This window comes from Acinetobacter pittii, from assembly GCF_034067285.1.
GTDB lineage: Bacteria > Pseudomonadota > Gammaproteobacteria > Pseudomonadales > Moraxellaceae > Acinetobacter > Acinetobacter pittii_E.
Map to the genome: position 1 here is coordinate 251296 of NZ_CP139286.1, position 17063 is coordinate 268358.

General features: G+C 40.5%; 22 protein-coding genes and 2 tRNA genes. 12 read left to right on the plus strand and 12 right to left on the minus strand.

Features of this window, described 5'->3' with window-relative positions; translation table 11 throughout:
• Nucleotides 1-39 precede the first annotated feature (39 nt).
• Nucleotides 40-477, minus strand: a complete 438-nt coding sequence (locus tag SOI81_RS01155) for a hypothetical protein (protein WP_224992090.1) — start codon at nt 475-477, stop codon at nt 40-42.
• 256 nt (nt 478-733) lie between these two features.
• Here SOI81_RS01155 and SOI81_RS01160 point away from each other — a divergent pair, with 256 nt between their 5' ends.
• From SOI81_RS01160 to SOI81_RS01170, 3 genes are all read left to right on the plus strand, one after another.
• Complete coding sequence (locus tag SOI81_RS01160) at nt 734-1813, plus strand: DNA/RNA non-specific endonuclease (protein ID WP_025470430.1); 1080 nt, start codon at nt 734-736, stop codon at nt 1811-1813.
• Nucleotides 1814-1910: 97 nt separating this feature from the next.
• A complete protein-coding gene (locus SOI81_RS01165; protein WP_320541131.1) occupies nt 1911-2510 on the plus strand; it encodes a LysE family translocator in 600 nt (199 codons plus the stop codon).
• A gap of 45 nt (nt 2511-2555) precedes the next feature.
• Nucleotides 2556-2798, plus strand: a complete 243-nt coding sequence (locus SOI81_RS01170; protein WP_320541132.1) for a hypothetical protein — start codon at nt 2556-2558, stop codon at nt 2796-2798.
• A 178-nt stretch (nt 2799-2976) separates the two neighbouring features.
• Here SOI81_RS01170 and aqpZ read toward each other — a convergent pair whose 3' ends face one another.
• The gene (aqpZ, locus tag SOI81_RS01175; RefSeq protein WP_320541133.1) at nt 2977-3666 is read right to left on the minus strand and encodes an aquaporin Z; all 690 of its coding nucleotides are present in this window, start codon (nt 3664-3666) and stop codon (nt 2977-2979) included.
• 132 nt (nt 3667-3798) lie between these two features.
• Nucleotides 3799-4803: an AraC family transcriptional regulator gene (locus tag SOI81_RS01180; RefSeq protein ID WP_320541134.1), complete on the minus strand. Its 1005-nt coding sequence runs from the start codon at nt 4801-4803 to the stop codon at nt 3799-3801.
• A 108-nt stretch (nt 4804-4911) separates the two neighbouring features.
• Between SOI81_RS01180 and SOI81_RS01185 the strand changes: the two genes are divergently transcribed.
• Nucleotides 4912-5550: a sterol desaturase family protein gene (locus SOI81_RS01185; protein WP_320541135.1), complete on the plus strand. Its 639-nt coding sequence runs from the start codon at nt 4912-4914 to the stop codon at nt 5548-5550.
• A 41-nt stretch (nt 5551-5591) separates the two neighbouring features.
• Here the strand turns inward: SOI81_RS01185 and hisF are convergent, their stop codons facing one another.
• Entirely contained in the window at nt 5592-6350 is a 759-nt protein-coding gene (gene hisF, locus SOI81_RS01190; protein WP_000880078.1) for an imidazole glycerol phosphate synthase subunit HisF, read from the minus strand.
• Between the two features lie 113 nt (nt 6351-6463).
• Here hisF and thrB point away from each other — a divergent pair, with 113 nt between their 5' ends.
• Genes thrB through SOI81_RS01210 form a run of 4 tightly spaced genes read left to right on the plus strand, consistent with a single transcriptional unit; the run spans nt 6464 to nt 8792 of the window.
• Nucleotides 6464-7414 (plus strand): homoserine kinase, encoded by a 951-nt coding sequence (gene thrB / locus SOI81_RS01195; protein ID WP_320541136.1) that lies wholly within the window; start codon nt 6464-6466, stop codon nt 7412-7414.
• Between the two features lie 10 nt (nt 7415-7424).
• Entirely contained in the window at nt 7425-8054 is a 630-nt protein-coding gene (locus SOI81_RS01200; RefSeq protein ID WP_320541137.1) for a DUF1294 domain-containing protein, read from the plus strand.
• Nucleotides 8055-8090: 36 nt separating this feature from the next.
• Nucleotides 8091-8483 (plus strand): DUF4870 family protein, encoded by a 393-nt coding sequence (locus SOI81_RS01205; RefSeq protein WP_063097744.1) that lies wholly within the window; start codon nt 8091-8093, stop codon nt 8481-8483.
• 3 nt (nt 8484-8486) lie between these two features.
• On the plus strand, nt 8487-8792 hold the full coding sequence (locus SOI81_RS01210) for an antibiotic biosynthesis monooxygenase family protein (protein ID WP_206260553.1): 306 nt from the start codon (nt 8487-8489) through the stop codon (nt 8790-8792).
• 35 nt (nt 8793-8827) lie between these two features.
• Here SOI81_RS01210 and SOI81_RS01215 read toward each other — a convergent pair whose 3' ends face one another.
• Complete coding sequence (locus SOI81_RS01215; protein ID WP_239975252.1) at nt 8828-9730, minus strand: DMT family transporter; 903 nt, start codon at nt 9728-9730, stop codon at nt 8828-8830.
• Between the two features lie 99 nt (nt 9731-9829).
• Between SOI81_RS01215 and SOI81_RS01220 the strand changes: the two genes are divergently transcribed.
• A complete protein-coding gene (locus tag SOI81_RS01220; RefSeq protein ID WP_239975251.1) occupies nt 9830-10381 on the plus strand; it encodes a helix-turn-helix domain-containing protein in 552 nt (183 codons plus the stop codon).
• A 66-nt stretch (nt 10382-10447) separates the two neighbouring features.
• Here SOI81_RS01220 and hisA read toward each other — a convergent pair whose 3' ends face one another.
• The 5 genes from hisA to hisB all read right to left on the minus strand — a co-directional run bounded on the left by hisA (nt 10448) and on the right by hisB (nt 13914).
• Entirely contained in the window at nt 10448-11179 is a 732-nt protein-coding gene (gene hisA, locus SOI81_RS01225; RefSeq protein ID WP_000905538.1) for a 1-(5-phosphoribosyl)-5-[(5-phosphoribosylamino)methylideneamino]imidazole-4-carboxamide isomerase, read from the minus strand.
• Between the two features lie 94 nt (nt 11180-11273).
• A complete protein-coding gene (gene wrn, locus SOI81_RS01230) occupies nt 11274-11915 on the minus strand; it encodes a 3'-5' exonuclease (protein WP_239975250.1) in 642 nt (213 codons plus the stop codon).
• Nucleotides 11916-12001: 86 nt separating this feature from the next.
• Nucleotides 12002-12550, minus strand: a complete 549-nt coding sequence (locus SOI81_RS01235) for a DUF805 domain-containing protein (protein WP_320541138.1) — start codon at nt 12548-12550, stop codon at nt 12002-12004.
• A gap of 153 nt (nt 12551-12703) precedes the next feature.
• Nucleotides 12704-13321 carry an imidazole glycerol phosphate synthase subunit HisH gene (gene hisH, locus SOI81_RS01240; protein ID WP_239975248.1) on the minus strand — a complete coding sequence of 206 codons (618 nt, stop codon included), beginning with the start codon at nt 13319-13321 and terminating at the stop codon, nt 12704-12706.
• Complete coding sequence (gene hisB / locus SOI81_RS01245) at nt 13321-13914, minus strand: imidazoleglycerol-phosphate dehydratase HisB (protein WP_002116767.1); 594 nt, start codon at nt 13912-13914, stop codon at nt 13321-13323. The genes hisH and hisB overlap by 1 nt, the downstream gene beginning before the upstream one ends.
• Nucleotides 13915-14016: 102 nt before the next feature.
• On the opposite strand from hisB, the gene SOI81_RS01250 reads away from it, so the two are divergent.
• The 3 genes from SOI81_RS01250 (at nt 14017) to SOI81_RS01260 (ending at nt 14784) form a co-directional block, all read left to right on the plus strand.
• Complete coding sequence (locus tag SOI81_RS01250) at nt 14017-14400, plus strand: GNAT family N-acetyltransferase (protein WP_239975247.1); 384 nt, start codon at nt 14017-14019, stop codon at nt 14398-14400.
• 106 nt (nt 14401-14506) lie between these two features.
• Nucleotides 14507-14582: transfer RNA gene (locus SOI81_RS01255), tRNA-Phe, on the plus strand.
• A gap of 126 nt (nt 14583-14708) precedes the next feature.
• Nucleotides 14709-14784 (plus strand) — tRNA-Phe (locus SOI81_RS01260).
• Between the two features lie 178 nt (nt 14785-14962).
• Here the strand turns inward: SOI81_RS01260 and ypeA are convergent.
• Complete coding sequence (gene ypeA, locus SOI81_RS01265; RefSeq protein ID WP_171429169.1) at nt 14963-15394, minus strand: GNAT family acetyltransferase; 432 nt, start codon at nt 15392-15394, stop codon at nt 14963-14965.
• Between the two features lie 130 nt (nt 15395-15524).
• Nucleotides 15525-17039: an acetyl-CoA hydrolase/transferase family protein gene (locus SOI81_RS01270; protein ID WP_016142851.1), complete on the minus strand. Its 1515-nt coding sequence runs from the start codon at nt 17037-17039 to the stop codon at nt 15525-15527.
• Between the last annotated feature and the right edge of the window lie 24 nt (nt 17040-17063).

Genomic DNA, 17063 nt, shown 5'->3' on the forward strand with positions numbered 1-17063 from the left:
AAAACCAAGACAAATGTCTTGGTTTTTTTATAGCTTTGATTATTGAGCTTGCATAGGTGCATCTGCTGGTAAAGGACCATCTTTCGCCATTGGGTCTGCTGATTGATTTGGGTTAGCAGGTGGCGGAGTGTTAGGATCTTGTGGCGCTGGGGCAGCTTGATCTGCAGCTGCTGGAACCGCACCAGTTGGTGCTGCTGGTGGCGCCATTTCACCGCCCGCTGGAGGTGCTGGTGGAACGTCTGCCGGAATTGGAGCGCCTGTTGGAGCTGCGCTTGTCGGTGCAGCAGAAACTTGTTGTACTTGTCCGCTATTCACTAAATCGCTAATAGAGCCGGGTTGGCCATTTACGGTTGTGGTTACTTTAACTTTAGATAAGCTTTCTAAAGTGTCGCCTGGTTGGACTGCTGGTTCAGCCATAGCAGCCATACTACACAACCCTGTGATTACGCCAATACCAATAATCTTTGAATGGATCATCAAATTAGACTCCGATTATATTTTTATCCAAATTTGTGGAGCTAACCATGTCATAAGCCGTAAGTGCATTTCAACGAAAGATACGCAATTGGCGCAATTTAATAGCCAAAGCCTCTCAGAATATCAACAGATTGTTACGTAAAACGGAATAGAGTTACAAAAAAGATGACCATGTTTTAACCATATGAAAGATAAGAGATATACTTAAAAAAGCAGGATTGTTAAGCTGCGTATGGACAGTGGTATTGATAGAAACATGGCAAGTAAAAAACGTAGTAAAGGTACAAACTCATTCTCTATAAGTCAGCATTTTGGCAAGATTATTCTTGCTTGTATTGCGGCTGGAAGTTTTGCAATTGCTTTTGGTAGTGAAAAGATTTCGCAGTGGTTTTCGCCTTTAACGACTAACTCGACTTGTCTTAATCAGTTTTATCGTGAAGTTCCACCCGCTTTAAATAAAGAAAGCCTAAAAAAAGACAGCTATCCGCTATGCTTTAATGGTTTTAATGTTCTGTATTCAGGGATTTCTAAAACGCCGTTATGGTCGGCTGAGCATTTAAATGCAGAACGTTTGAGTGTCAAAATTAAGCGTGAAGATAACTTCCATGAAGAAACCCGTGTTGCTCAAAGGCATCGGGCACTGTTAAGTGATTATCGTGGTTCAGGCTATGACCGTGGGCATATGGCGCCTAATGGTGATATGCCAAATAAAGAATCACAATCTGATAGTTTCTCGCTCAGCAACATGGTGCCGCAAGCCCCTAAAAATAACCAAGAAGTATGGCGTAAGCTCGAAGAAGCGACCCGTGCTATTGCCACTAAGCAAAAACAAGATGTGTATGTGGTAACAGGTCCTGTTTTTGAAGGCAAAAGACTTAAGACCATTGGGCAGGGTGTAATTGTTCCTACCGCAGTTTATAAAGCGGTGTATATGCCAAAAACTGGCGCAATCGGCGCTTATTACGCACCTAACAATAACTCTCTACAAGTGAAAGTGGTGAGTGTTTGCTACCTTGAGGAACGCTTAGGCGTTAACCTGTTCCCGCAGTTAACTGAGCAACAAAAACGTAATGTCTATCGCTTACCTTTAACAGCGAGCCAAGTTAAGCCAAATCAAAAGCTCGACTATTTACACTGGGACGGTGAAAGCCAGTGTGAGCAGGACTTAAACCCTGATCAAATTAAAGCGCTACAAGACCAATTTAAAAAGCAAAAAACTGGCTCTTCAGAACCAATGGAAGCAAAAGTTCCAACAATTGATGAAGAAACGAGAAAGGCAATCGTGAAACAACTGGTAGAAGCGTTGGTGAACTACTTCTTGCAAATAATGAAATAAGCAGCTTTTTTTATTGTTATTGCAACATCGTAATTAATTAAAATAGAATCCATAGACAGATCTGTCTATGGGTCTTATTTTAATAAGGACAATAACAATGTTTGCCTCGATGTTTCTCTTTTCATTTGCAATGTCTATTACACCCGGTCCAGTAAATACCGTCATTTTATCAACCAGTTTAAATCATGGTTTAAAAAGATCACTTCCGTATATCTCAGGTGCCACAATTGGCTTTACTTTACTTTTAATTTTTATGGCATTTGGACTTCAGAGTTTATTAACTCAGTTTCCTATTGTTTTAAAAATCCTTGCAGTTTGTGGAACGCTATTTGTTTGTTATATCGGCATAAAAATTATTCTTTCTGCCGCCAATATTTCAATTTCAAATGCTCCTGTAGAACAGATGATCATTCCTAATTTTAAAGATGGTTTCTTATTACAGTGGCTCAATCCCAAAGCTTGGTTGGCTTGTGTATCGGGCATTACCATGTTTACAAGCATTGAAAACCCGCAATCATTGCCGATCTTCATTATTATTTATTTTTTCACTTGCTATGCATGTTTGTTCTTTTGGGGATTATGTGGTGATAAATTTTCAGTGGTACTTAATCAGGGTAACCGTTTGAAATATTTTAATATCCTGATGGGAACATTCTTAATTTTATCGGCTCTTTTAATTTTGATTGATTTTTTTTAAATTGGTCGTATTACACTGTGAAGATATAACAACGAGACAACACTTATGTTTAAGCCATTTGAAAAGGGTACAGAGTCTTCTTCAATTGAAGATTTAACATTAGAAAATGATGTCGATTGCGTCAGCATTTATGGCAATTTGCAAATCACTAAAGACAAAGTCGGGCTAGAGCAGGCAAAAGCCTTACAGAACTTTTTAAACGAAGTGGTTACAGCTTTGGAAAAAGAAGAATTGCCTGAGAAAATTGAACGTCCAGCTGAGCAAGAAATTAATAATCCGTTTTTGTAATAAATATATTTTACTCAATTTGCTATCGCGACGGCGGCACGGATGCCGCCTGTTTCACTGCGTTACATGGAAGTAACGTCAGTGAAACGAATGAGTTTTGTCACTTTTGCTCACTCAAAAGTGAGGCATTACCTATACAACAACAACTTGAGTGACCGTGGTATTTGCGGTCGTGCAGTTAATCCTTATCCCCAGCAACTACCTTATAAATAATCGCACCAATCACAGCCCCTAAAATCGGAGCTACCCAGAACAACCACAACTGACTTAACGCAGCCGTTTCAGCAAAGAACGCAACACCTGTACTACGTGCAGGGTTCACCGAAGTGTTTGTAACCGGAATACTGATTAAGTGAATCAGTGTTAAACCTAAACCAATCGCAATAGGAGCGAAGCCAGCAGGCGCACGGCGGTCAGTTGCCCCTAAAATAATGATTAAAAAGAACGCTGTAAGTACCACTTCAATAATAAAAGCTGAACTTAAACCAAAGTTGTTTGGTGATAAATCACCGAAACCATTTGAAGCAAAGCCACCAACACCGCTAAAGCCAGCTTGGCCTTGAGCAATAATATAAAGAACAAATGCAGCAGCAGTCGCACCGACCACTTGAGCAACGATATAGGGAATTAAATCTTTAACATCGAAGCGGCCACCGACCCAAAGGCCAACACTTACCGCGGGGTTAAAATGTCCACCTGAGATATGCCCTAGAGCATAAGCACCTGTGAGTACGGTTAAACCAAAGGCAAGGGCTACACCTGCAAAGCCAATACCAAGTTCAGGGAAAGCTGCGGCTAAAACTGCGCTACCACAACCACCAAAGACTAGCCAAAACGTACCTAAGAATTCAGCAAAATATTTATTCATTGTGATTACTCATCTATTGATCTATTTTTTAATTAATGTGAAATGTGTCACAAAAAATTAAGCATGTGACTATATGAAATTTTTGTTTTCAGTGTTGTTTTAATCAAGAAAAGATTTGTAAGTTTTGGTTGGTTATTCTTTGTCTAAAAAATGATCTCGCCATTGTTGTGGTGTTTGATTAGTCCAATGTTTAAATGCTCTTTGAAAAGCACTTTGTTCTGAGTAACAAAGCAAAAGGGCAATCTCTTGTAGGCTCAAATGTGGGTCTTTTAAATACTCGGTTGCGAGCATAAAGCGTACTTGTTGAACGCGCTCCTGAAAGGTGGTGTTTTGTTGTTGTAAATGCCTTTGGAGCTGTCGAACTGACAGACCTAATTGAGCAGCAATATGTTCAATTTGATATTGATTCTTTTGTAGTCCAGTCAAAATTGAATGCTGTAAACGCTGATCAAGTTGGGTCGAATTTGGTAATTGTTCTAAAAGCGCTTGTGCTTGCTGAACCAATAACTGCTGTAGGGTGTGGTCAGCGCTGCTAAGCGGCTTATGAATTTCCGTAATTGGGATGAGTAATTCTGTACGTGGTTGGCTAAAACGAACGGGACATTGAAAGTATTGTTCATAAACCCTGATATTTTTAGGAGCGGCATTTAAGAAATGTACTTCATGTAAATGTACGTCTTCATGAGACATAAAAAGGCGTAAGAATTGAATGACTAGTGCAATCGCAATTTCATCGGTAAGCTGGGTGGGGTGTAGCTCAGTCGCTTCCCAACGAATAGAACCATATCTTCCTTGTAGCTCAACCACTAAAGGGCTTCCGTCATAAATCAGACGGTGAAAATCATGATAGCGAATTAAGGCTTCACCTAAGTTATCACAAGAGAGTGCGAGGTAGGCAATAATCCCTAAGTGTTTAGGTTGCACATATTTTGCGATTTCTAGACCTAATCCAGGCTTTGGGTCCAATTTATAAATGACTTCTAATAGGTCACGCCAAACGACGTAGTCAAAGCGTTCCAGATTTTGAATTTGTTCTAATTGTTCTGGAATAGCTAACTGATTAGCTTCGCAATAAGCTTTTAATAGATGACCCAGCCCTCCATATACCGAGCCTGTATAGTTTTTTAGTTGTGGCATCCCAACCACCTCTTTCTTGTCGTGATTTGTCAATGAAACCATAAATTCTGGTCAATACCTAGCATAGCGAATTTTATATGCTGAATAAAAAGAAAAAGGAGTTAGGCGATGTTAAAAGGGTTTATTGCAGGAATTGCGGTTGCGAATGTATTTGAATGGGTGGCGCATAAATATATTTTGCATGGTGTGCACCGTGCTGGAAAGCCGCGCTTTAGCCCAGTACCAAAAAGTATGGAATCTCATTGGGCACACCATCGCGAAGTCCGTAAACAACAGTTTCATGATGATTGCTATGTAGAAGGCGTTGAAAACTGGCGAACTAAAAATGAGTTAATTTCACTGGCAGTTGTAGCAACCGTTTCAAGTGCAATTTTTTACCCGTTTTCAAAAGGTATGGCACTTGCAGCTTGGTACAGTGCTGGTAATTATTATTATATTCACCGCCGTGCACATTTAGAGCCTGACTGGGCAAAGCGTAAAATTCCGTGGCATTACGATCACCACATGAACTCTAATCAAGACGCTAATTGGTGTGTGACCAAGCCTTGGTTTGATTATGTGATGGGAACACGTGTGGTATCTTCGGCAGATTTAAAAGAACAAAATCCTTTGGGTGTGCGTTTACCTACGGCACTTGCTAGACCATTGTCTCAAGCTGTAGAAAAAATCTTTCCTGCAAAATGGGTCGAGAAAAAAGAAAAACTAGAACTTCCTAGTGAAGTGAAAGAAATAGATGGTGCTGCATAAAAAAATAAAGGGGCATATTGCCCCTTTAAATATAAATAAGCTTACAAGCGCATTTCGATGCCTTGTTCAGCCAAATATTGCTTAGCTTCCGGAATGGTATATTGACCAAAGTGGAAAATACTTGCTGCCAACACTGCATCGGCACCACCTTGTAAAATACCGTCTGCAAGGTGTTGTAAGTTACCTACACCGCCTGAAGCAATCGTTGGAATGGTCACACGATCATTAATGGCACGCATTAAAGCAATGTCATAACCTGCTTTCGTACCATCGGCGTCCATACTGGTAATCAGTAATTCACCCGCACCGTAGTCAGCCATTTTTACAGCCCATTCAATCGCATCAATACCGGTTGGTTTACGGCCACCATGAGTAAAGATTTCCCATTTGTTGTCGCCAGTTTTTTTGGCATCAATCGCAACGACAATACATTGTGCGCCAAAGTGCTGTGAAGCTTCTTGAACAAATTCAGGGTTAAATACGGCAGCTGAGTTAATACTGACTTTATCTGCGCCTGCATTTAATAACGCACGAATATCTTCAACCTTACGTACGCCACCACCCACAGTTAATGGCACAAATACAGTCTCGGCCATACGTTCAACAGTACGGTAAGTGGTATCGCGTCCATGATGTGTAGCGGTAATGTCTAAGAAAGTAATTTCGTCTGCACCTTGTTCGTTATAGCGACGTGCCACTTCAACTGGGTCGCCCGCATCACGAATATCGAGGAATTGAACGCCTTTAACTACGCGTCCGTTATCAACGTCTAGGCAAGGAATAATACGTTTAGCAAGCATAGCTTATTTCCAAAAATAATCGCCGTTGGTGAAAGTTCCTACACAGGCGCTACACCTTCATGGAGGGAAGAGGTATTCTATCAAACTTCACAGATGTTTTTTGCAGGTTTTCCATGTCGGTTTATACCCCGTTGAGTTTAGATGAAGTTCGCACCTTTGCCGCACCTTATGGATTAGAGGTGTTGGAGCTGAACCCAATTCAGGGAGGTATTCAAAACACCAATTATTTTTTGGTTGATGTAAACCGTAAACAATATGTATTGACTGTATTTGAAGAGTTAGATGCTAAAGGAGCAGGCGAACTCATTCCTGTACTTGAGCAATTAGGTACTCATGATGTCCCTGTTGCCGTGCCGTTAAAACATAGCGGACAAGCGGTTCATGTGATTGCAGACAAGCCCGCACAGATTGCTCCACGTCTCATGGGTCACCATCCCATGCAAACGACAGTAGCTCAGGTCGCAGCAATTGCTGATGCACAAGCGAAGCTACATGTGGCTTTACAAGATTTTCCACTTGAGCGTGACTATAGACGTGATCATCAATACTGGACAGGTGTTGCAGAGCAGCTTAAACCAAATATGACTCAAGATGACCAAGCATTACTTGAGCAGGTTTATCAAGCTTTTAATGCTAAAACAGCACAATACTCAAACCGACCAACAGGTTTTATTCACTCAGATTTGTTCCGTGACAATACTTTGTTTGAAGGCGAGCAACTACAAGGTATTTTAGATTTTTACGAGCTAAATCAAGACGAATTACTGTTTGATATTGCAATTACCATCAATGATTTTTGTACCGAATATCCAGCAGCGCATTTAAACTCTGACAAAGTGGCCGCTTACTTAGAGGCATACCAAAAAGTTCGTGCGCTGACTACCGATGAACTTGAGTGTTTAGATGTATTCTTGGCAATGGCGGCTTGCCGTTTTTGGTCAATGCGTTTGCAAGTTGCTCAAAAAAATAAAGAAGAAGGACGTACAGGCGATGACATCTTGCAAAAAGATCCGCAAGAAATGCGAGCAATGATGCAAGACCGTTTAAGTCATGTAAAAGGATAAAGGAAGAAAGATGCGAGATCAGGGGCGATTAGTCGAATGGTTCGACGAAAAAGGTTATGGCTTTATTCAGCCAGATGATGCTGAAAAAGAGCGAGTCTTTTTGCATATTAAAGATTTTGCACGCCCCGGACCTCGGCCAATTATTGGCTGTGCACTGGAATATTTGGTTATTCTCGATGAACGAGGTCGCTTTCGTGCCCAGCAAGTCACTTATTTAAAAGCATCTCAAACCCGTAAAGCATCAAAGCCTGTAAAAACACAATCTTCTTTTCAAGCCAGTCCATGGTCTACAGTGCAAATGGGGATCGTGTTTTATTTCGTTTTAATGGGAATTATGAGCTTTATCCATATTTTACCCGCCTATACCTTATTGTTTGTTTTAATGATGAATGTGCTGAGTTATTGGCTATATTCACAAGACAAAGAAGCTGCACAATTGGGTAATCGCCGTGTGCCTGAGCAAACATTACACATCGTTAGCTTCTTAGGAGGTTGGCCTGCTGCATGGTGGGCACAACAAAAACTGAGACATAAAACACAAAAACAACCCTTTCGTAAGATTTATTTTTGTACCATATTCTTTCATTTACTTTTGATTTTGTGGCTAATTTCTCCCTTAAATGTGTTGCGGGGCTCATAAAAGTAAATTGTTTTATTAAACTTGAGAGGTATAAAAATGAATAGTTCTATCGACCAAGATCCAAATCGTACTTTAACACTTATTTTATATGTACTTTATATTGTCGCTATTTTTACAGGCGGCCTACTTGCGGTTATCGCTTTAATTATTAACTATGTAAAACGTTCCGATGTGCAAGGTTCAATTTTTGCGAGCCACTTTACATGGCAAATCAGAACATTCTGGTGGTATCTGGCTTGGAATATTATTGCCTTTCTGCCGTTTATTTTCTTGTTCTTTACAGGTGAAAATACTGATCTATTTGCAGGCGTTGCCGTTTCATCGACCGTGTTCTGTGTGGGCGTAATTGGTGCTGCGTGGATCTGGATTGTATATCGTGCAATTCGCGGCTTGATTGCTTTAAATGATAATCGCCCGATGTATCAATAAACCATGATTATTGAACATGTGCATTTGAGTATAAAGTCTGGGCAGAGTGAAGCATTTCTTAAGGCATTCGAGCAGGCTAAACATATTGTTTATCCAATGGAAGGCTTTAATGCAGTCCAACTGATTAAACATGCAACCGATCCCCATCATTATATTTTAATGATTTTCTGGGATGAAATTGAAAATCATACAGAAGGGTTTAGAAAGTCTGAGGCTTATCAGGAATGGAAGACTCTGCTCCATCCATTTTATGATCCAATGCCGACGGTTGAGTACTACCAACCGTGTACGTTATTGAAGAAAAAATAATACATATAAAAAAAGAGAGCTTAGCGCTCTCTTTTTTATTCTCGAATTCTTTTCGTTTTTTTAATGGGCAACTTAAGTTTTAACTCACTGACTAAAACACCTAAAACGACTAATGCTCCACCCAGAAGAGCAATAAGTGGTAAGCGCTCACCCGCAATTCGACCAATAATGCCTGCCCAAACAGGTTCTCCTGCATAGATAATTGCAGCACGTGAAGGATCAACCACACGTTGAGCCCAGTTCATCACAAATTGAATGAGTGCACTCGCTAAACCTAATGCAACCGCAATGAGTACAAGCGGCCATGAAAATGTAGGAATTGTATGTTCACCCACCACAGGCATAATTGCGAAAGAAAGTAGAGACGCCACACCAAGTTGAATGATCGTAACGCGACGCAAATTTACTTTTCCAGCAAAGTAGCTAATAAAAATAATTTCTAAAGCAATCGCAAACGACCCGAGCACTGTTAAAAGTTGCCCAAAACTTAATGTAATTTTCTCAAAACCATTGCCTGTCAATAACACAAGACCGACAAAAGCAAGAGCAGCACCTACCCAAGTCATAATGTGGGGAGTTTTTCTAAAGATAAGCCACATTAAAATAGGAACAAGCGGAACATATAGCGCTGTTAAAAAAGCCGACTCACTACTTGGAATTGTTTGCAGACCAACCGTTTGTGTACCATAGCCTGCTGCAATAACAAGACCAATCGCACAACCTGCGCCTAAATCTTTTAAAGTGACACCTTTCATACTTTTTAAAGAAATAACAAGCAAAGTAAGAGCTGCTACCGCAAAGCGGCAGCCCACAAAAAACATAGGCGACGAAAAATGCAGTGCATATTGCACCGTAAGAAATGTTCCACCCCAAATGATCGTAATCAAAATGAGTGCTAACTGTGGGGCTTTGCTTGAACTCAGGGAAATTGGTGACATACTTAAAATCATTAGAAATTGTGCAATATACTGCACATATTGCGCTATTCTTTTATTTTGTGCAATATATTGCTCATATTTTATTTACTACTTTATTTTATGAGCCAGTCGAGTACCGTTTTAAAGCATGTCGGCACAAATATCCGTTCATTACGAGATGAACGAGATTTAAGCCAACAGGACTTGGCCGATCAGGCAGGGGTAAGTAGACGAACCATTGCAGCTTTGGAAACAGGGCAAGTTAACATTAGTCTAGCTAAACTCGATGCGATTGCAGTCGTGTTGGGTGTAGATTTTAGAACGATTGTGAGTGCTCCTGAGCATAAAGAACAAGTCTTAGTAAATGCACTCGCTTGGCAGGGTAGTAAAGATGAGAGTACTGCTACTCTATTAGCCTCAGTTCCATCTCATACTCAAGTTGAGCTTTGGACATGGTCATTGGCAGTAGGAGAGTCTTATGTTGCTGAAGCAGATCCGGAAGGCTGGCAAGAGCTTATTTATGTATTAGAAGGCGAGTTAACCATACAATTTGCAGATAGCTCAAAAACTATTGCTGCTGGTTCTTCATTTATATATGCCAGTTCAGTAACTTATACTTATATTAATAGTGGTAACCAAGTCCTTAAGTTTATTCGTAATGTGGTGTATTGATTAGAAATATTTTTATACCAATAATAAAAAAGAGCCTAAACCGGCTCTTTTTTTACATCTTAAAAATTAAAGACGGTTTTCATCTAACAACAGCTGAGCTTCACGAAGGTTTAAAGTACCTTCATAAATTGCGCGGCCTGTGATTGCACCTAAAATACCCGGTTGGCCTTTTAAGTTGCGAACGTCATCGAGGTTAGTTACACCACCTGAAGCAATCACGGGTAAGCCTGAGTATTGAGCCAAGTTTACAGTTTGCTCAACATTTACGCCTTGCATCATGCCATCACGAGCAATGTCTGTATAAACAATGCTAGACACGCCTGCATCTGCAAAGCGTTTTGCTAAGTCAGTTGCTTTCACATCAGTAACGTTTGCCCAGCCGTCAGTTGCAACCATACCATTCATGGCATCAATACCAACAATGATATGACCAGCAAAACGCTTACAAGCTTCTTCTACAAATTCAGGCTCTTGAACTGCTTTTGTCCCGATAATGACAAAAGTCACGCCAGCTTCTAAATAGTGTTCAATCGTTTCTAATGAACGAATACCACCACCAATTTGAATTGGTAATTCTGGCTGAGCTTTAGCAATTGCTTCAACAACAGGCTTATGAATTGGGGTACCTGCGAAAGCGCCATTCAAATCAACCAAATGCAAACGACGTGCGCCTTCATTTACCCAATGCTGGGCAGTTGCAACCGGATCGTCAGAGAAAACGGTATCGTCTTCCATACGCCCTTGTTTTAAACGCACACATTTACCATCTTTCAGGTCAATTGCTGGAATGATTAGCATGCTTCCGCTCCTTGCTTCATCATGATTATGAAATTGTGCACATCTTAGCAAAGTATTGATCAATCGCTAAGCCTTAGAAAAGACTTTTATAACTTTACGTTTGAAGTGCGGTTTGAAACGTTTGTGAAATATGAACAGGCAATAGATTTTGTTTTCTGAGTGCTTCAAATACCAATAATGCAGCATACGCATCCGCGGCGGCGTAATTGATTTGCTGTGATGTGAGTGGTTTTCGTGCCCAATTTGAAGTTCCGACTTTCTTCGACTTTGCAAGGTACTGCCCAAATAACAAGGCTACTGCTTTTTGTAAGCCCATTTGCTGTTTAAAACCAAAGTGACTAAAGCTTTTAGCAAGGTCGACACAACTTTCTAGCTCTATACCTTTTTTATGAAAAATGTGCTTATCATTTTTAAGGCCAAAGCCGACTTTAATTTGTTTTTGGTTCGACAAGATGGGCTGCAAGAATTTTAAAGTTGATGAATTAACATGAAATAAATAGGCCTTTTGTGTTGTAGCAAGTTGAATCAAATGTGGACCAGTTGAGATTTCGCCCACTTGAAATGTAGGCTTGGACTCGGAATCAAATCCTAAAAAGGTAGCTGCTTTTAATTCTTCTTCAATACTTTTGCATTGTTCGCTATTTTCAATCACCACAATATTGTGGTGGTTAAGATTTTCAAAAGGAGGGAGCTGCTGAATAGAGGCTTTATCAAGGAGGGCAAAGGCTTCGGACATATTTAACAGCTTACAAATGAATTGGGCTATTCACTTTATATATGAATAAAGCCTAGAGGACTAGGCTTTATGACTGTCTTTAAAAATTATTCAGACTGAGATGGGCTACCGATCACAATACTTTCGCTTTTCTCGACATAACCTTCATAGGTAGGAGCCATGATTGTGGCAACAATAGCAAAAATTACTGCAAGTGGAATAAGCGCAATATAAATCCAGCCTAAAATACGTTCCCAGCTTGGTGTTGGACGCTTGGGTCCATAATTATTAGTGCCTTCTGTTCCTTTGGCACAGAATAAATAAACCGCAAAGCCAATATTCACAATGGGTACGAGCATGAGTAAAGATAACCAACCTGTATTATTGCGGTCATGCAAACGGCGAATAGTAAATACGAAGCTAATATAAATACCGACGATATAGAGAATGGCAATAGAGACTATGCCCGGCGCAGTAAAGCCTGGAGCGCCCTCGTTTTGTGTAAGTCCGAAAGTAAAAATAATAAGTAGAACAACAGCAGTGAGGGATAGCGTAAATAGGAAGGTCCAAGCAGCGTAAGAGAGTCGCCCAAAACGCCCATTTGCCTTAAAGGGCGAATCTTGTTGAAGGGGTTGATTTTCAAAAGGTGAATTCATTTTGTTTTTCCTGATCATTTGGTTTTATTTAAAAGTATAAATATTCAATATCTTATTGGATAAAATATCATTCTATAAATGATTGGTTGTTATTATAAATAAAAAAAAAGATCAGGCCATCTTGACCTGATCTTTTTTAGTTTTTAAATCAGATTAAATATTCCATTTCACAAAGTTTTTCAGTAACTGCAAACCAGCAGTGTGACTTTTCTCTGGGTGGAATTGAGTCGCGAATAAATTATCTTTGTGAATGGCTGTGCAGAAATTCACGCCGTAGTCACATGTTGCAGCTACTACGCTTTCATCTTTAGGCTCGACATAGTAGCTATGTACAAAGTAAAAACGAGCATCTTGTTCGATGTTGTTCCACATCGGATGGCTTGGCTCCAGTTGGTGAACCTGATTCCAGCCCATATGCGGCACTTTTAAACCTTCCATTTGAGGAAAGTGTTTTACCACACCATCGAAAATACCAAGCGCGTCTACACCGCCATTTTCTTCTGAGCTTTGTAGTAGCGCTTGCATGCCTACACAAATCGCAAGAACTGGCTTATTAAAAGCAGCTTGACGTACGACTTCATCAATACCTGCTTCACGCATGCCTTGCATACAGTCACGCATTGCGCCAACACCCGGAAAAACAATTTTGTCGGCTTGTGCAATTAATTTTGGATCATTGGTCACATCGACTGTAGCGCCCACATGCTCAAGTGCTTTAGCTGCTGAGTGTAGATTGCCCATGCCATAATCAAGTAACGCGATACGTGTCATTAGAGGCTACCTTTTGTCGATGCAATCGTGTTTTCTGCACGTGGATCAACTTCACATGCCATACGTAAAGCACGAGCAAGTGCTTTAAAAACACTTTCGATTTGGTGGTGGCTATTTTTACCTTTTAAGTTGTCGATGTGTAAGGTCATAAGCGCATGGTTTACGAAACCTTGGAAAAACTCAGAAAATAAATCCACATCAAATGTACCGATGCGTGCACGGGTAAATGGAATATCCATAAATAATCCCGGTCGACCAGATAAATCGACAACTACGCGAGATAAAGCTTCGTCTAATGGTGCATAAAAATGACCATAGCGTTTTAAACCTTTTTTATCACCTAAAGCTTGCGCAAAAGCTTGTCCAAGCGTGATACCACAGTCTTCTACAGTGTGGTGATCATCAATCTCGAGGTCTCCATCACAATGAATATCGATATCAAATAAGCCATGTCGCTTGATTTGATCAATCATATGGTCTAAAAATGGAACTCCAGTGTTTAGTGTGCCTTGACCAGTACCGTCGAGATTTAAACGAACTCGAATTTTGGTTTCATTGGTATTTCTAACCACTTCACTGATACGTTGCGTCATGGACACGTTCCTCAAAAAACGTCAAAAATGATTGGATGTTAACGACAATTTCGCTGTGACGAATTCGTGACAGCATCATAGTTTGCTCAGGAGGGTTAATCAATGCCTATTACCGTACATGCTTATAGTTCTCTAGATAATTCAGAGATCCGCGATCAGCTTGAGCGTTTGTATGATACAAGTCCGGAGTTTGGTGACGGGCACGATGCGATTGAACAACTTGAACAAGATTTACAACAGTATACCACGCTATACACTGCTGAATTTAACACCAAAATTATAGGTGCAATTTGGTCTTCAGGACAAGGTGAAAGCAAGGTTCTTGAATACATTGTTGTGCACCCTGCTAACCGTGGTCGTGGGGTAGCTGAGCGCTTAGTTGAAGAAGCTTGTCGTATGGAAGAGTCAAAAGGCGTTAAAATTTTTGAACCGGGCTGCGGCGCGATTCATCGTTGCTTGGCGCATATTGGTAAATTACATCACTAAGAGCCTCTATTTCAATGTGGCTGTGATTTAAAAATAATCACTTGTTACAAAAAACACGGAAGTTGCTTGACGTCTTCTTATAAACATTGTTTAATACGCCCACTTCGGCGTGATAGCTCAGTAGGTAGAGCAACGGATTGAAAATCCGTGTGTCCCCAGTTCGATCCTGGGTCTCGCCACCATTATTTGTGTTTTCAATCCCTGATCCCATCAGGGATTTTTTTTAAGTATAAAAAATACTCATTTAAATCAGAAACTCAGGATAATAGTTGACTATTGTTCTGAGATACGGCTTAATACAGGCCATCGGCGTGATAGCTCAGTAGGTAGAGCAACGGATTGAAAATCCGTGTGTCCCCAGTTCGATCCTGGGTCTCGCCACCATATTCGAAAAAGCCCTATACATTAACGTATAGGGCTTTTTTCATGTCTATCTATTTTGCCCCAACACATCGTTAATTCACTTGTGTATAAATCCCATTTTATCCACAAGTATAGTTACTTATCCCCAAGTCCAAATGGGTTTTCTTAATAGCGAAAAAGACAGTGTGGACTTGGTGCGTTAGTCGAGTGGATTATCGCTAATAAGTCGTTTTCCTAAACACACTGCTTCTACTTCGTCATAGCCAAGCTGTTCATAAAAGTTCAGTACATTTAAATTGTCTTTGCGGACGAGTAATTGTAGTTTTGGACAACCGCGGGCAATTAAGCGCTTTTCAAGCTGCTGAACGAGCGCTGTAGCGATTCCTAAACGTTGTTGGTGGGGATGAACAGCTAAATAGTTAATCCAGCCTCTATGGCCGTCGTAGCCGCCCATAAGCGTGCCAATCAGTTGCTCGTCTTTAATCGCAACCAAAAACAAATCATCTTGTTGTGAGACTTTCCTGAAAATATCGGTTTCAGGATTATTCCAAGGGCGGGTCAGGCCACAGCTTTCCCATAAAATAACGACATCATCCAGATCTGCATTTGTAAATTGACGAATAATAAACATATGGATTTCTACTTTTTGTTTTGATGTGCTGAAAAGATAAAATAAAAATTAGGACTTGAGCAGTATTTTATTAATAATTTAAACAAATAAAAAAGCACCCCCGAGGGAGTGCTTGAATTAAATCAGTGATTTAAGCTGATTTTGCAACTGGTTCTGCTTGAAGCATTTGGCCTGTTTCTTCGAAGTTTGCATGCCAAGACAATGCTTCACGAAGTAAGTGAGGAGTATGTCCACCTTTAGCACATGCACGATCAAAGTAGTCGTTTAATGCACCACGATAAAGTGGGTGTACACAGTTATCGATAATAGCGCGAGCACGCTCACGAGGTGCTAAACCGCGTAAGTCTGCTAAACCTTGCTCTGTCACTAAAATATCAACGTCGTGTTCACTATGGTCAACGTGGCTCACCATCGGCACGATAGAAGAGATATCGCCGCCTTTAGCAATTGATTTAGTCACAAAGATTGCCAAGTGTGCGTTACGAGCGAAGTCACCTGAACCACCAATACCGTTCATCATTTTAGTACCGCATACGTGAGTTGAGTTCACGTTACCGTAAATATCAAACTCAAGTGCAGTGTTAATGCCGATGATACCTAAACGACGTACCAATTCAGGGTGGTTAGAAATTTCTTGTGGACGGAGCACTAATTTGTCTTTGTAAGCTTCGATATTGCCAAAAACTTTTTCGCCACATTTTGCAGAAAGGGTAATTGAGCTACCAGAAGCAAATTTCATTTTGCCTGCATCGATGAGTTCAAAAGTACAGTCTTGTAGTACTTCTGAGTACATAATGAGGTCTTCAAAATCAGAATCTTTTAAACCTGTTAATACAGCGTTGGCAATAGAACCAATCCCTGCTTGTAATGGACCAAGATTTTTTGGTAAACGGCCTTCTGCAACTTCTTTGTTAAAGAAAGCAATAAGGTGGTTTGCAATACCTTGAGTCTCATCATCTGGAGGAGTTACTGTTGATGGTGAGTCATGTGTATCGTTAAATACAATACCTACAATTTTTGCAGGATCGATTTGGATTGCTGTTGTACCAATACGCTCATCCACTTTAGTTAATGGAATTGGAGTACGTGTTGGACGGTAAGTCGGAATATAGATGTCGTGTAAACCTTCAAAGCTTTCGCTTAAAGAGGTGTTGATTTCAACAATAACTTTTTCGGCAAAAATAGCGAAGCTTGCAGAGTTACCAACTGAAGTTGTTGGAATGATGCCGCCATCTTCAGTAATCGCAATTGCCTCAATCACCGCAACGTCTGGACGTTTAAGTTGCTGGTTACGCATTTGCTCAACAGTTTCTGATAAATGTTGATCGATAAACATAACTTCGCCGTTGTTAATCGCACGACGTAAAGTGTTGTCTACCTGAAATGGCATACGACGAGATAAAACACCTGCTTCCGTGAGTTGTTTGTCTAAGTCATTACCTAAGCTAGCACCCGTAATTAACGTGATTTTTAACGGATTTTTCTTTGCATGCTCTACAAGTGCTTGTGGAACAGCTTTAGCTTCACCGGCACGAGTAAAACCACTCATACCAACGGTCATTCCATTTTCGATGAATTGCGCAGCTTGTTCAGCACTGATGACCTTGTCATGAAGAGAAGCTAGGCGAATACGACTTAAAGACATTGGACATCCTCAGAATTGTCAAAA

Bases quoted from the DNA above. Each gene is read 5' to 3' on its own strand.
- SOI81_RS01155 (WP_224992090.1), bottom strand. From the start codon at position 477: ATGATCCATTCAAAGATTATTGGTATTGGCGTAATCACAGGGTTGTGT.
- SOI81_RS01160 (WP_025470430.1), top strand. From the start codon at position 734: ATGGCAAGTAAAAAACGTAGTAAAGGTACAAACTCATTCTCTATAAGT.
- SOI81_RS01165 (WP_320541131.1), top strand. From the start codon at position 1,911: ATGTTTGCCTCGATGTTTCTCTTTTCATTTGCAATGTCTATTACACCC.
- SOI81_RS01170 (WP_320541132.1), top strand. From the start codon at position 2,556: ATGTTTAAGCCATTTGAAAAGGGTACAGAGTCTTCTTCAATTGAAGAT.
- aqpZ (WP_320541133.1), bottom strand. From the start codon at position 3,666: ATGAATAAATATTTTGCTGAATTCTTAGGTACGTTTTGGCTAGTCTTT.
- SOI81_RS01180 (WP_320541134.1), bottom strand. From the start codon at position 4,803: ATGCCACAACTAAAAAACTATACAGGCTCGGTATATGGAGGGCTGGGT.
- SOI81_RS01185 (WP_320541135.1), top strand. From the start codon at position 4,912: ATGTTAAAAGGGTTTATTGCAGGAATTGCGGTTGCGAATGTATTTGAA.
- hisF (WP_000880078.1), bottom strand. From the start codon at position 6,350: ATGCTTGCTAAACGTATTATTCCTTGCCTAGACGTTGATAACGGACGC.
- thrB (WP_320541136.1), top strand. From the start codon at position 6,464: ATGTCGGTTTATACCCCGTTGAGTTTAGATGAAGTTCGCACCTTTGCC.
- SOI81_RS01200 (WP_320541137.1), top strand. From the start codon at position 7,425: ATGCGAGATCAGGGGCGATTAGTCGAATGGTTCGACGAAAAAGGTTAT.
- SOI81_RS01205 (WP_063097744.1), top strand. From the start codon at position 8,091: ATGAATAGTTCTATCGACCAAGATCCAAATCGTACTTTAACACTTATT.
- SOI81_RS01210 (WP_206260553.1), top strand. From the start codon at position 8,487: ATGATTATTGAACATGTGCATTTGAGTATAAAGTCTGGGCAGAGTGAA.
- SOI81_RS01215 (WP_239975252.1), bottom strand. From the start codon at position 9,730: ATGTCACCAATTTCCCTGAGTTCAAGCAAAGCCCCACAGTTAGCACTC.
- SOI81_RS01220 (WP_239975251.1), top strand. From the start codon at position 9,830: ATGAGCCAGTCGAGTACCGTTTTAAAGCATGTCGGCACAAATATCCGT.
- hisA (WP_000905538.1), bottom strand. From the start codon at position 11,179: ATGCTAATCATTCCAGCAATTGACCTGAAAGATGGTAAATGTGTGCGT.
- wrn (WP_239975250.1), bottom strand. From the start codon at position 11,915: ATGTCCGAAGCCTTTGCCCTCCTTGATAAAGCCTCTATTCAGCAGCTC.
- SOI81_RS01235 (WP_320541138.1), bottom strand. From the start codon at position 12,550: ATGAATTCACCTTTTGAAAATCAACCCCTTCAACAAGATTCGCCCTTT.
- hisH (WP_239975248.1), bottom strand. From the start codon at position 13,321: ATGACACGTATCGCGTTACTTGATTATGGCATGGGCAATCTACACTCA.
- hisB (WP_002116767.1), bottom strand. From the start codon at position 13,914: ATGACGCAACGTATCAGTGAAGTGGTTAGAAATACCAATGAAACCAAA.
- SOI81_RS01250 (WP_239975247.1), top strand. From the start codon at position 14,017: ATGCCTATTACCGTACATGCTTATAGTTCTCTAGATAATTCAGAGATC.
- ypeA (WP_171429169.1), bottom strand. From the start codon at position 15,394: ATGTTTATTATTCGTCAATTTACAAATGCAGATCTGGATGATGTCGTT.
- SOI81_RS01270 (WP_016142851.1), bottom strand. From the start codon at position 17,039: ATGTCTTTAAGTCGTATTCGCCTAGCTTCTCTTCATGACAAGGTCATC.